Annotated in this window: 12 protein-coding genes and 2 pseudogenes; 4 read left to right on the top strand and 10 right to left on the bottom strand. The window is 63.4% G+C overall.

What is annotated here, in order from left to right:
- Nucleotides 1-62: 62 nt before the first annotated feature.
- The 10 genes from SO140_RS35505 to SO140_RS35460 form a co-directional block, all read right to left on the bottom strand.
- Complete coding sequence (locus SO140_RS35505) at nucleotides 63-1,502, bottom strand: M20/M25/M40 family metallo-hydrolase (RefSeq protein WP_449378677.1); 1,440 nt, start codon at nucleotides 1,500-1,502, stop codon at nucleotides 63-65.
- 94 nt (nucleotides 1,503-1,596) lie between these two features.
- Nucleotides 1,597-2,091 (bottom strand): RidA family protein, encoded by a 495-nt coding sequence (locus tag SO140_RS35500; protein ID WP_449378678.1) that lies wholly within the window; start codon nucleotides 2,089-2,091, stop codon nucleotides 1,597-1,599.
- Nucleotides 2,092-2,114: 23 nt separating this feature from the next.
- Entirely contained in the window at nucleotides 2,115-2,537 is a 423-nt protein-coding gene (locus SO140_RS35495; protein WP_449378679.1) for a c-type cytochrome, read from the bottom strand.
- Complete coding sequence (locus tag SO140_RS35490; protein ID WP_449378680.1) at nucleotides 2,537-4,132, bottom strand: flavin monoamine oxidase family protein; 1,596 nt, start codon at nucleotides 4,130-4,132, stop codon at nucleotides 2,537-2,539. The genes SO140_RS35495 and SO140_RS35490 overlap by 1 nt, the downstream gene beginning before the upstream one ends.
- A 150-nt stretch (nucleotides 4,133-4,282) precedes the next feature.
- Nucleotides 4,283-5,284, bottom strand: a complete 1,002-nt coding sequence (locus SO140_RS35485; RefSeq protein WP_449378681.1) for an NAD(P)H-dependent flavin oxidoreductase — start codon at nucleotides 5,282-5,284, stop codon at nucleotides 4,283-4,285.
- A gap of 61 nt (nucleotides 5,285-5,345) precedes the next feature.
- On the bottom strand, nucleotides 5,346-6,083 hold the full coding sequence (locus tag SO140_RS35480; protein ID WP_449378682.1) for an SDR family oxidoreductase: 738 nt from the start codon (nucleotides 6,081-6,083) through the stop codon (nucleotides 5,346-5,348).
- 211 nt (nucleotides 6,084-6,294) lie between these two features.
- Nucleotides 6,295-7,914 (bottom strand): DHA2 family efflux MFS transporter permease subunit, encoded by a 1,620-nt coding sequence (locus SO140_RS35475; RefSeq protein WP_449378683.1) that lies wholly within the window; start codon nucleotides 7,912-7,914, stop codon nucleotides 6,295-6,297.
- Nucleotides 7,911-8,939 (bottom strand): HlyD family secretion protein, encoded by a 1,029-nt coding sequence (locus SO140_RS35470; RefSeq protein WP_449378773.1) that lies wholly within the window; start codon nucleotides 8,937-8,939, stop codon nucleotides 7,911-7,913. Before SO140_RS35470 ends, SO140_RS35475 begins: the two co-directional genes overlap by 4 nt.
- 368 nt (nucleotides 8,940-9,307) lie before the next feature.
- On the bottom strand, nucleotides 9,308-9,466 hold the full coding sequence (locus tag SO140_RS35465) for a hypothetical protein (RefSeq protein ID WP_283036784.1): 159 nt from the start codon (nucleotides 9,464-9,466) through the stop codon (nucleotides 9,308-9,310).
- A gap of 25 nt (nucleotides 9,467-9,491) precedes the next feature.
- Nucleotides 9,492-9,851, bottom strand: coding sequence for a PRC-barrel domain-containing protein (locus SO140_RS35460; protein ID WP_449378684.1), 360 nt, complete (start codon nucleotides 9,849-9,851; stop codon nucleotides 9,492-9,494).
- Between the two features lie 189 nt (nucleotides 9,852-10,040).
- Between SO140_RS35460 and SO140_RS35455 the strand changes: the two genes are divergently transcribed.
- The 4 genes and pseudogenes from SO140_RS35455 to SO140_RS35440 all read left to right on the top strand — a co-directional run.
- Nucleotides 10,041-10,268 carry a hypothetical protein gene (locus SO140_RS35455; RefSeq protein ID WP_449378685.1) on the top strand — a complete coding sequence of 76 codons (228 nt, stop codon included), beginning with the start codon at nucleotides 10,041-10,043 and terminating at the stop codon, nucleotides 10,266-10,268.
- Between the two features lie 101 nt (nucleotides 10,269-10,369).
- Complete coding sequence (locus tag SO140_RS35450) at nucleotides 10,370-10,924, top strand: DUF4142 domain-containing protein (RefSeq protein ID WP_449378686.1); 555 nt, start codon at nucleotides 10,370-10,372, stop codon at nucleotides 10,922-10,924.
- A gap of 99 nt (nucleotides 10,925-11,023) precedes the next feature.
- Nucleotides 11,024-11,646 (top strand): annotated as a pseudogene (locus tag SO140_RS35445) (SDR family oxidoreductase); the annotation flags it as partial.
- 77 nt (nucleotides 11,647-11,723) lie between these two features.
- A pseudogene (locus tag SO140_RS35440) lies at nucleotides 11,724-12,063 on the top strand (phosphatase PAP2 family protein); the annotation flags it as partial.

Here is a 12,063-nt window from a genome sequence, read left to right as displayed (position 1 = left end):
GATTGTCATCAGGGTTAGCGGCCGCCGAAGTCGATCCCCCGAGTCACAGGCCTTTCGCAGGCTCAGGAACCTCCGGCCAGCATCTTGACCAACCGATAGAGATACTCCTGTCCCTTGTAGAACGACGCCACGGGAACACGCTCGTCCTTGCCATGGATGCGGTTTTCCCCAATGTCGATCGCCATGCCCGAATGGCCGTAGGTCGGGATGCCCGCATTGCGCAGGTAGCTGCCGTCGGTGGCGCCGGAACTCATGACCGGGAGCACGATGGCGCCGGGGTAGAATTCGCCCGAGAGCTTCTCGATCGCGCCTATGATCTCCTCGTGCAGCTCGCTGGGGGCGCTGATGACAGCCGTATCGATCTGCGTCAGCTTGATGTCGGGATCCGCCAGCACCTGCTCCAACGTCGCCTTGATCTCCTCGACCGGTTCGCCCGGCATGATGCGGCAATTCACCTTGGCGCTCGCCGACTGCGGCAGCGCGTTGATGGCATGCCCGCCCTGGAGCATCGTCGCAACACAGGTGGTGCGGAGCTGGGCGTTGTAGACGGGGTTCGCAGCGAGCCGGACAAAGGACAGCGCCGCCGGATCTGGCTTGTCCGACATCACGGCGCGCATGTCGGCCGCGGTCTGTTCGTTCTCGAACTGCGCGCTCTTTTCGAAATAGCCGCGCGTTGTCGCGTTCAGCTTGAGCGGGAAACTGAACTTGGACAGGCGCACCAGGCCTTCGGCGAGCTTGTAGATCGCGTTGCTCTTGCGCGGCACCGAGCTGTGACCACCGGGATCGGTGACGTCGAGCTGGAAGCTGACGGGGATCTTTTCGCTGGTCTGGACGCCGACGCGGATCGGCTTGCCGTCCTTCAGGCCTACGCCGGCGCCCTCGTTGAGCGCGAATTCGGCGTCGATGAGGTCGCGCTTGTTCCGGATCAGCCACTGAATGCCGAGACCGTCTCGGTCAAATATCTCCTCGTCCGTCTCCAGCGCGACGATGATGTCGCGGTCGGGCTTGTAGCCCTCCTGCTTGAAACGAATCATGCTGGTGATGAAGGCGGACGCCATATACTTGTCGTCGGCCGTGCCGCGACCGTAGTAGTAGCCGTCCTTCTCGGTGAACTTGAACGGATCGACCGACCAGTCCTCCCGCAGTGCCGGCACGACGTCGAGATGCGCGACCAGCAGGATCGGCCTGCGTGCACTGCTGCCGTGCAGACGGCCGACAAGATTGCCCTTGCGCGGCGCGGGCGAGAAGACGTGGACGTCCGAATCGGGAAAGCCCGCCGCCTTCAGTCGCGCCGCCATCGCTTCGGCCGCGCGTGCGGTGTCGCCGGTCGCGGTGGTGGTGTCGATCTCAACGAGTTCCTTGTAAACGTCATGGGAAAGCTGTTGCTGCGGGCTCAGGCCTTCTGCAGCCACCGCCCCGCCGGTGAGCAGCAGGGCCGCGCACGCCACCAGGATGAGCGCGTTCCGGCCTGAAACACCGTTGTTGGTGATCGTCGTCTTCATCGCGTGCTCCAGAATGCAGCCTCGCTGAATTCAGACAGCGGAGGCGCGCTTTGGCAAGCGCGATCGTTCTGCCGTTTTTGCAACCGCCCCCGTCTTATTTCGCGTCCTTCACCGCGATCACCTCGATCTCGACCAGGAAGCCGGGATTGGCAAGCGCAGCGACGCCAACCACCGAACGGGCTGGAAGGTTGGGCTGGCTGCCGCCGTAAAATTGGGTGTAGCCCTCCATGAAGGCCTTGAAGTCCATCGGTGCCGACGCATTGTGCACCAGGAAGACCTGCATCTTGACGACATCGCCCATGGTGAGGCCGAGCCCCTCCAAAATGCCTTTGATGCGGTTGAGCACGCCGACAGTCTGAGTTTTGGTGTCGCCATAGGCCTCTCGGCTCTGAGGATCGGCATTCTTGTTGGCGGCCGGCGGCACCTGGCCGCTGACATAATAGGTCGTGGCATTGCCGGTGACCTGCACCGCCTGCGCGATCGGAAAGGTCGAGTTCGGAATGGGGTGCCGGATGACCTCGGCGTGAGCCGTGCCCGCATGGGCAATCGCAAGCAGCGCGCCAATGACGGCCGCGGTGGTGAATTTCATTGGCTTCCCCTCTTGCCGGGACGTCAACGACGCGCGTCCCTCACCTCGTTCGCCGTCACTGCATCGCCGTACGCATTGCCGAAATGCGTGCGCAGATAATTCACGACGGCGGCGATCTGCGCATCCGTCATCATCTCGCCGAACGGAGGCATGGCGCGCCGGCCGTTAAGCACGAGATAGACGGGATAGCCGCGCGCTTCCAGATTCTTGTCGGCGACGAGCGACGGATAGGCGCCGGCGCCGGAGGCCCCGCCGGCATCCGGCATGTGGCAGCCCTGGCAGACATTGGCGAATAGCTCCTCGCCGGTGGTCTCCGCAAAATTGAAGCCCGAGCTGAAGATGCGGTTTTCGGGACCGTCATGCGCCCGCGCGGTTGCCGACAGCATCATGAGGGCCGACAAGGCAAGCCGCACCGGCCATCGCTCCCATCGAAAACCCTCACTCATCATGTTCTCACCACGCGGTCATGCAGCCTCGCAATCGCGTCAAGCGCGGAGAGGATCGCACCCTCCTGCCAGGCCGGCAGTGCGGAGGCGTGCTCGCCCGCGAGCACGATGCGGCCGTCGATCTGACAGAGGTTGTCGTAGTGCGCGGCGCGCGTCTCGTCGCTCCAGTCGCCGCTGCAACCGAGCACGAAGGGCACCCGGTGCCATGCGACGGCGATGCCATTTTCGAATTCGCTTTTGTATTGCGGGTGAATGACGGCGCCGAACTCGACGGCGCGCGCGATCCGCTCGGCCGGCGACATCGCAGTGAATTCGTAGGAGTTAGGGCCGTCGAACAGATAGGCGCCGAGCAGCACACCGCGCCCGGCGCGGTTGTAGTGATAGTTCGGATAGGCGATCTGGCGGATCGGGAGATCGGTGTAGCTGATGCCGCCATAGATTGCCTCGTCCTCCTCCCAGAACCGACGCTTGAATTGCAGGCCGATCTTGACGGAAGCGGCATAGGGAACGGCATCGATCGCCGACTTCATGGCGGCGCTGACGTCAAGCGGCAATTGGCTCAGAATCGTCAGCGGGATGGTGCAGACACACCAGTCGGCATGGACCTGCTGCACCGCGCCGGGCTTCTTGGCATCGACATAGCTGACGGTGACGCCGCGCGCGTCCTGCTGGATCTGCGTCACCTTGGCGTTGTAGCGGATGAGATCGCCGACCTCCTTCGTAAAGGCCTTGCCGATCATGTCCATGCCGCCGACCGGCTGGAACATCGTGGTCTGAAAATTGTAGTGCGCAAAGCCGCGCAAATAGCGCCAGAGCCGCGACTTCAGCACTTCCGACAGACCCACCGGTTCGCTCGGCTCCGGCATCGCGGTCAATCCGCCACCGGGATCCTTGGTGTAGCCGCGGAATTCCGCCGAGATCAGATTTGCCTTGTAGCCATAGCCATTATCGAGCGCGCCCCAGGAGCGCAGCGCCTGGAGCAGGATCTCCTGATCCTCCTTCGAGACGGTCTCGTCGAGCTTGCCCTGCTGCGTGACCTTTGCGAGCAGCTCGGCGATCTGGCCCTGGAAATCCGCCTTTACGGCGCGCAGGCGCTGCGGCTTGCCGTCGAAGGCGCGCACCGAATGCAAGAGGGCGTTGTGATTGAGCTGATTGAACGGCTCGAGAGCGACGCCCAGGCGCCTGCAGTAATCGAGCAGCGCGCGGTGATGATAGGGAATGCGCCACGGTCCGGGATTGAGATAGAGACCATCCTCGAACTCGCACACCTGCTTGTGGCCGCCGAGCTCGGTGAAGGCATCGCCGCCACGCAGCGTCCAATTGCGGCCGCCGGCACGACCGTTGAATTCGAGGATCTGGACTGTGTAGCCTGCCTTGCGCAACTCCAGCGCCGCGGTCATGCCGGCAAGGCCCGCGCCCAGCACGAGCACGGAGGCGCCTTTGGGATCGCCTTCCAGCCGGATCGGCCCCTTGTAGCGCGATTCCGATGCGAGCCCGAGGCTCGTCATCGCATGATACATGGCAGCGCTGCCGGCTACCGTGCCGATCAACGCAAGAAGATCACGTCGCCTGACGGTTACGGGTTCGCTGTCCATGGCGTTTCGGGAGAGGCCCCAGTCCTGACCCGTCAGCAAACAGTACGCCGCGGAGCGAGGCAACACACGCGTTGTTGATCGGCTCGCCATGACGCGGCGCGATGAGGATCGCTGATCGCGATCCTCATCGTTTGGGTCGCAAATTCAACGTCACGCGACCTTGCGCGCCGCCGCCTTGCCGTCGAGGAAGCCCATCAGCCTGTCGCGGATGATCTCGTCGGCCTCGCTCATGATGCGGTCGACGAGTTCCTTGCAGGAGGGAATGTCGTGGATGAGGCCTGCGACCATGCCGCAGCTCCAGGCGCCGGCATCCATCTCGCCCTCGATCATGATTCTGGGATAGACACCAGCCACCTGGTCGTGGATGTCGTCGATCTTCAATTTGTCGCGCTTATCGCGCTCGATCTCCAGCAGACGGTCGACATTGGCGTTCTTCAGCACGCGCTCGGTGTTGCGCAGCGCACGCATGATCAGGCGGGTATCGAGCTCGCTCGCTGCGACCAGCGCGTTCTTCACGTTCTGGTGCACCGGGGCTTCCTTGGTGGCGATGAAGCGCGTGCCCATGTTCATGCCGCTGGCACCCAGCGAAAGTGCTGCGACGAGGCTGCGTCCGTCGGCCATGCCGCCGGAGGCAACGAAGGGGATCTTCAGCTCCTCCGCCGCGCGCGGCAGCAGGATCATGTTGGGGATGTCGTCTTCGCCGGGATGGCCGCCGCATTCAAAGCCGTCGACGCTGACCGCATCGCAGCCGATCCGCTCGGCCTTCAGGGAATGGCGCACCGAAGTGCATTTGTGGATCACCTTGACGCCGGCTGCCTTCAGCGCCGGCATGTATTGCTCCGGGCTGCGGCCCGCGGTCTCGACGATTCTGACACCACCCTCGACGATGGCTGCAATGTACTCGGGATAAGGCGGTGCCGAGAAAGTCGGGAGGAAAGTGAGGTTCACGCCGAACGGCTTGTCGGTCATCTCGCGGCACCGCGCGATCTCCTTGGCGAGCAGCTCCGGCGTCCTCTGGGTGAGCCCGGTGATGATGCCGAGTCCGCCGGCGTCGGAGACGGCGGAGGCGAGCTCGGCAAAGCCGACGAAATGCATGCCGCCCTGGATGATCGGGTGCTCGATGCCGAAAAGTTCGGTGATCGCGGTCTTCACGTAAGCGTCCTCCTCCCGGATGTTTGTCTGGCGCGAGTTTAGCCGTAGATCCGCGCCACGGTCACCATTTCTCTCCGAAGGGACGGATCTCCATCTCGAAGGTCCAGGCGCTCTTGGGCTGCTGATAGAGCTGCCAATAGGACTCCGCGACCGAGGCCGGCGGCATCAGGAGATCGGGATTGTCGAGCGCATCGGGACCGAGCGCCTCCAGGCGACGCTGCCGCACCCATTCGGTATCGACACCGGAATCGATGATGAGATGCGCGACGTGGATGCTCTTCGGGCCTAGTTCGCGCGCCATCGCCTGGGCGACCGCGCGCAGGCCGAACTTGGCGCTGGCGAACGCCGCATAGCCGCTGCCGCCGCGCAAGGAGGCCGTCGCGCCCGTGAAGAAGATGTTGCCTCCGCCACGCGGCAGCATCAGCCGCGCCGCCTCGCGCCCGGCAAGGAAGCCGGAATAGCATGCCATCTCCCAGACTTTGCGGAATACGCGCTCGGTGGTGTCGAGGATCGGAAAATTGACGTTGGCACCGACATTGAAGATGCAGACCTCGAGCGGCGCGTGCTTGTCGGCGTCATTGAGGAAGGAGATGATCTCCTCCTCCTTGCGCGCATCGAGCGAGCGGGCGTGGATCTCGCCGCCGGCCGCTTCAACGTCCTTCACCAGCGGTGCGAGCTTGTCGCCGTTGCGACGGCCGGCGAAAACGGTGAAGCCTTCAGATGCGAACTTCTTCGCGATCTCGGCGCCGATATAATCGCCGGCGCCGATGATGGCAGCCGTGGCGTTTCGCTTGGACAAGGTCGCCTCCTCATGAGGGCTGCGCCGTGGCGGTATCGACCGCCCACGCAGCACAGGTCGTCGGGTGATATCGACAGCAAACCTATAGTTCTAAAATAGAACTGTCAAATTTTCGCTGCACTTCCAGGGTAGTAGGCCAAAATATCCTGATCTTTCAGATTAGTTCCTTTTTCAGACTTAGGTCATTGGACCGTTGCGAACGGCCAAGCAATTAATGCCCGCGCGCCGGGGCATGCAGGTCGATCGGACGAAGCATCGCAGCGACGGGGATCATCAGGACGGCGATGATCGCAAGCGTCCAGAACACGTCGATATAGGCGAGGAAGTCGACCTGCTGCTGCAAGGTCCTGCCGACCCAGGCGATCGCCTGCGAGGCCGCATCCGATGCATTCGAGCCTTGCGCCTGAAAGAACCGTGTCATCGCATCCACACCCTGCTGATAGCCGAGATCGGACGGCGCAAGATGCTCAATCAGCCGGCTCTGGTGAAATTGCTGGCGCTGCGCCAGGATGGTCTGCGCGAGCGCAACGCCTATCGAGCCGCCGATATTGCGCGCGACGTTGATGAGCGCAGATGCCTGGTTGGTCTTGTCCGGCGGCACGCCATCATAAGAGGCCGTCGTCACCGGCAGGAACAGGAAGGGCAGACCGAGGGCGAGTAAGATGCGCGCCATCGCCGCATAGCCATAGGTGATGTCGCCGTTGAGTCCGGTGAGATGCCACATCGCGACGGCGCAGATGGCCGCACCCGTCATGATGAGATATTTCGGCTGCACCATGCTGACGAGGCGGCCGACCACCGGCATCAGAACCAGCGTTGCGACGCCGCCGGGCGACAGAGCGAGGCCCGCAAGCATCGCCGTGTAGTTCAGCTCGGTCTGCAAGAGCTGCGGAATGAGCTGCGTCGTCGAGATCAGCACCGCGCCGGTGCCCAACATGACTACGAAGCAGGCGCCGAACTGTCGCCGCCCGAGCAGGCGAATATCGACGATGGGATCGTCGCGCAGCAATTCCCAGGGAACTAGCGCTAGCAGGCAAAAAGCGGAAAGACAGGCAAAGGCGACGATCATGTTCGATCCGAACCAATCGTTGCGCTGGCCTTCATCGAGCACGAATTCGAGCGAGCCAAGACCGACCGCGACAAGAATAAATCCGATATAGTCGACACGTAGCCCTCTCGCGAGCAGGGCTGCCCTCTCCTCTTCCGCACCGGATGGTTCTTTCACCAGCGTGCCGACCAGGAACAACGAGACGAGGCCCATCGGTACGTTGATCAAGAACACCCAATGCCAGGAATAGGTGTCGGTGATCCAGCCGCCGAGCGTCGGGCCGATCACGGGCGCGACCACGACGGCGACGCCATAGATCGCGAACGCCTGCCCGCGCTTGTGAGGCGGAAAGGAGTCGGCAAGGATTGCCTGCTCGCTCGTAGCCATGCCGCCGCCACCGAGACCCTGCAAGATACGGAACAGCACCAGAGCCTCGAGACTCCAGGCGAAGCCGCAGAGCAGCGATGCCGCCGCAAAGGTCGCAACGCACATCATGTAGAAGCGCTTGCGGCCGATCACGGTGGAGAGCCAGCCCGAGATCGACAGCACGATGGCGTTGGCGACGAGGTAGCTCGTGATGACGTAGGTACTTTCGTCGAGGCCGACCGCGAGCCCGCCGGCGATGTGGCGTAGCGAGACGTTGGCGATGGTGGTGTCGAGCACCTCCATGAAGGTGGCGATGGAGACCACGAAGGCGATCAGATAGGGATTGTGTCCGCCCGCCGCGGAGCGCTCCGGCGACCAGCCACCCGCCGCCGCGCCACCCTGCGCGATGTCGGTCATCGCACCTTCGTCCAGGGCACGACCGACATGCCCGGTCCCACCGGCAGATCGGCCGGCCAGCTGTCGACCACGATCTTCACGGGCACGCGCTGCACCACCTTGACGTAATTGCCGGTCGCGTTCTCCGCCGGCAGGAGGCTGAATGCAGTGCCGGAGCCCGGCTGCACCGACGCCACGCGACCAGTGAGCTTGCGGTCGGGATAGGCGTCGACGCGGATCTCGACAGACTGGCCAGGCCGCATGTCCTTGAGCTGCGTTTCCTTGTAGTTCGCAACGATCCAGACATCATCGGGCACGAACATCATCAAGCTCTGGCCCGGCGTGACGTAGGTGCCTTTGGCACCGCTGAGCTTGACGACGCGCCCAGGCTGCGCCGCTAGCACGCTGGTGTAGTCGACGTTCAGCCTGGCCTGATCGCGCTGCGCCTCGGACTGCTTCGCCTGCGCCTTCGCACCTTCGAGCTGCGCCTCAAGCGTCTTGATGCCGAGCTCGGCGCTGATTACCGCAGTCTTCGCACGCTCGGTGTTGGCCTGCTGCGCCTGAAGGTCAGAGTGGGTCTGCTGCGCGCGCTGAACAGTGCCGGCGCCCTTCTGGACGAGATCCTGCGCCCGCGCGTCCTCTTCCTGCGCGAATTTGAGCTGGGCCTGGGCCTGTTCGAGCTGTGCCTTGGCCTGGTTGATCTGCTCCTTCTGGGAGTCGATCTGGGCCTCGACGTTGCCGATATTGGCCTGCGAGGCCGCGAGCTGCGCCTCGGCCTGGTCAAGCGCGATCCGATAGTCGCGCTCGTCGATCCGCGCCAGCAGATCGCCGGCATTGACGTGCTGGTTGTCGGTGACAGGGACGTCGGTGACGTAGCCGGCGACCTTCGAGGCGACGGAAAAGCTGCGCGCGGCCACAAAAGCATCGTCGGTCGATTCAAAGTGCCGGATGTTGAGCCAGTAGACGATGCCGGCCACGAGCAGAGCGACCAGGACGAGGGCACCCGCGGCCGTGAGCAGCCAGTGCTCGCGCAGGCGGTCGCGCAACGAGGGCGCGGGTGATGCATCCGCCGCCTCGCGGGCCTTGTTCGAGACGTCCTGGGGGCTGTCCTTGTGCGGGGGCAACAGCGGCTGCTCCGGCAACAGCGGCTGCTCCGCGGACGGCCCACGCGCTCGTGTTTGAGCATCCACGATTCAGTACCTCGATTAGTTCAGACGTACTGACAGCTCGTCCGCATTTCACGCGTGCGACCGCCGTCATGCCCGGTTGACCGGGGCCTCCAGTACGCCGCGGCTCATCCGCGAAGCCACAACCGTCTCTGGAATACTGGATCGCCCGGTCGCGCCGGGCGATGACACCGACAAAGTGGCGCGCGCTTTCGCCCGTTGAGACGAACTCCCCGGCCCTCGCACGGTCAATGCGTCTTGCTCTCGTGCCACTTCTCCAGATCGGGCTTCGCCTCGCCCGATCTCTGTTCCTTCTCCGGATTGCCTTTCCAGGGCTTGTCCGTCTGTGCATGCGATCCCCAGTCGTTTTGCTGTCGGGGATCGTCCGTGGGCTTTTCCCTGCTCATCGGAAACTCCTATTCGGAATTTGCGCTAGATGATCGGCACGCCATAGTAGGCGTTCAGCGCGCGCACCTTGGCCTCGTCGCTCCAGTTCCACTCGGCGGCCTGGCCGTAGTGTGGGGCACCGCGCAACTCCTTGGCGGTGATGCCGGTGACGTAGCCGCCGAGGTCGGTGTCGTATTTCAGAGACTGCCAGGGCAGCGGATAGTGATCGTTGCCGAGCCCGAGGAACCCGCCGAACCCGAGCACGGCGTAAGAAACCCTGCCGCTCTTCTTGTCGATCATGACGCGCTCGATCGAACCGATCCTGTTGTGGTCGACGCCATAGACCGAAGTCCCCTCGACCTTGTCGCTGCCGATCAGCGCGCCTGTTTCGCTTTGATCCATCATGGTGAGATCTCCGTTGAGACTCGCTTTTGCGGATCAACCAAACCGCGAAGCGATCGTTCCGGCGCTCCCGCCACGTGTTCCCCGCCGCGGCCTGGAACAAGGCTGAAAAGCAGCGGTTTTCCCTGACGCGAATTCAAGAGCACCGCGCGCCATATGCTCGAATCCATCCTGCCTTGAAAGGAGTGAGACATGAGCGACTTCCGCGACATCCAGCATGGCGTCAATGATCCCGTCGGCGGCGTCGACGTGAAGCGGCGGATTAACAACAACGAGACCCCGCATGAGAGGGCGCAGCGCTACGCCGACGTGCGCGCGATGCCGAGTGCGCAAGCCGGCGAGCCGTTCCTGCCTGAAGGGCTACGGCGGCCGCCGACCAAGCCGCTCAACCCGCGCACCGGCCGCAATCCGACTGACTAGCGGGGGCATTGGAACAAGCGCTCAAACCGAATGTTGGTCGCCCCACAACACCAGCGCGGCGACCACGTTCTGAACGCCGCCAAGTCGGAGGATGAGGAACCATGAGACGCACACTGATCGCAGTCGGCTGTTGCCTGCTCGCAGGCCCCGTGCTCGCGCAATCGGTCGGCGAGAAAACCGGCGTGAACTCGGTGCTCGGCGTGGCTCCCGCCACGGCCGATTTCGTCAAGGAAGTTGCGATCAGCGACATGTTCGAAATCGAATCAAGCAAGCTCGCCGAGCAGAAGGGCAATGCGCAGGAGAAGACCTTCGCGCAGCAGATGGTGACTGATCACACCAAGACCTCGACGGAGCTGAAGCAGCTCGTCAGCAGCGGCAAGGTCCAGGCGACGGTGCCGACGATCCTCGACAGCTCGCATCAGAGCAAGCTCGACAAACTCAAGGGCGCATCAGGCAAGGATTTCAGCTCGGATTACGACTCCTACCAAGCCAGCGCACACAAGGACGCGGTATCGTTGTTCGAGCGCTATGCCAATGGCGGCGACAATCCCGAGCTGAAGAACTGGGCCAGCAAGACGCTGCCCGCACTGAAACACCATCTCGACATGGCACAGGAGCTCGGCAAGGCGCCGAGCGTCGGCCAGTCCAGAAAGTGAGAACTGCGCCGCTTTGTGAATGCCGACAGACTTGTCGGCATCTCACCGCCTCTTAACTAAAAGCACTAAGAGCGCGATGAGATATCGTCATCGCGCGTCTACGTGCCGAACGAGGAGCCGGATGCACAGGACGTCATCACGCTGATCAAGAAGGAAGGCCGCATCGGCATTGCCATTCCCGGCGACCTTCGGAGCGAAACGTTCTGCAAGGAGCTCGTCGAACGCACGATGCAGGGCCTCGGCGGGCTCGACGTCATCGTCTGCAACGCCGCGCGGCAGCAGGCACGCGACTCGATCCTCGATGTCTCCTCGGATGATTTCGATGCGACAATGAAGACCAATATCTACGCGCCGTTCTGGATCATCAAGGCGGCGCTGCCGCATCTGAAGCCGGGGGCCTGCATCATCGGCACCACGTCGGAGCAGGCCCACGATCCCTCGCCCTACGCACGGACCAAGGCGGCGACGATGAACTACGTCAAGTCGCTGGCAAAGCAGCTTGGCCCAAGCGGTATCCGCGTCAACGGCGTCGCGCCAGGCCCGATCTGGACGCCGCTTCAGGTCTCCGGCGGAAGCTGGAAAAGTTCGGCGGCCAGACGCCGATGGGTCGTCCCGGCCAGCCGGCGGAACTCGCCTCGATCTATGTGCAGCTGGCCGCAGCGGACGCGAGCTACGCCACGGGGCAGATCTATGGTTCGGCGGGCGGATCGGGGCAGCCTTAAAGGCCACGGAAGCGGAACTTCGCTCGCGCCCCCGCTTTACAACCTTGACACGGAGCTCCTTCGCCGACCGACCAACGATGGCACTCGCTACAGTCAAGCCGACCTGGATCGATATTGCGATCGCCGATGAAATCGCCGCTCATGCCAACCCACGCATGGAAGAGGCCGCGGAGGCCCTCACTTGGGGCGCCGACGAGCACGTGCTGCTGGCCCTCGCCGCCGCCGGCTGGCTCTACGCCTCGACGCGACGTCCGGCAGCGCGGCCGGTTGCCAACCACGTGCTTGCGGTGTCGCTCGTGACGGCGGTGCTGCCGCATATTCTGAAATCGGTCTTTGATCAGACCAGGCCGGACAGGCTCACCATCCGCGGCCATCGCCGCGGCATTCCGATGTCGGGGAAATCGCGCGACGCCTTTC

The sequence above is a fragment of the Bradyrhizobium sp. UFLA05-108 genome, assembly GCF_059803455.1.
Note: the sequence above shows the minus strand (reverse complement) of the source record. Positions and strands in the feature narration are given on the sequence as shown.

What these genes read in the sequence shown, in the direction of transcription:
- SO140_RS35455 (WP_449378685.1), top strand. Translation starts at nt 10,041, where the DNA reads ATGAGCGACTTCCGCGACATCCAGCATGGCGTCAATGATCCCGTCGGC.
- SO140_RS35475 (WP_449378683.1), bottom strand. Translation starts at nt 7,914, where the DNA reads ATGACCGACATCGCGCAGGGTGGCGCGGCGGCGGGTGGCTGGTCGCCG.
- SO140_RS35495 (WP_449378679.1), bottom strand. Translation starts at nt 2,537, where the DNA reads ATGAGTGAGGGTTTTCGATGGGAGCGATGGCCGGTGCGGCTTGCCTTG.
- SO140_RS35460 (WP_449378684.1), bottom strand. Translation starts at nt 9,851, where the DNA reads ATGATGGATCAAAGCGAAACAGGCGCGCTGATCGGCAGCGACAAGGTC.
- SO140_RS35450 (WP_449378686.1), top strand. Translation starts at nt 10,370, where the DNA reads ATGAGACGCACACTGATCGCAGTCGGCTGTTGCCTGCTCGCAGGCCCC.
- SO140_RS35500 (WP_449378678.1), bottom strand. Translation starts at nt 2,091, where the DNA reads ATGAAATTCACCACCGCGGCCGTCATTGGCGCGCTGCTTGCGATTGCC.
- SO140_RS35490 (WP_449378680.1), bottom strand. Translation starts at nt 4,132, where the DNA reads ATGGACAGCGAACCCGTAACCGTCAGGCGACGTGATCTTCTTGCGTTG.
- SO140_RS35465 (WP_283036784.1), bottom strand. Translation starts at nt 9,466, where the DNA reads ATGAGCAGGGAAAAGCCCACGGACGATCCCCGACAGCAAAACGACTGG.
- SO140_RS35505 (WP_449378677.1), bottom strand. Translation starts at nt 1,502, where the DNA reads ATGAAGACGACGATCACCAACAACGGTGTTTCAGGCCGGAACGCGCTC.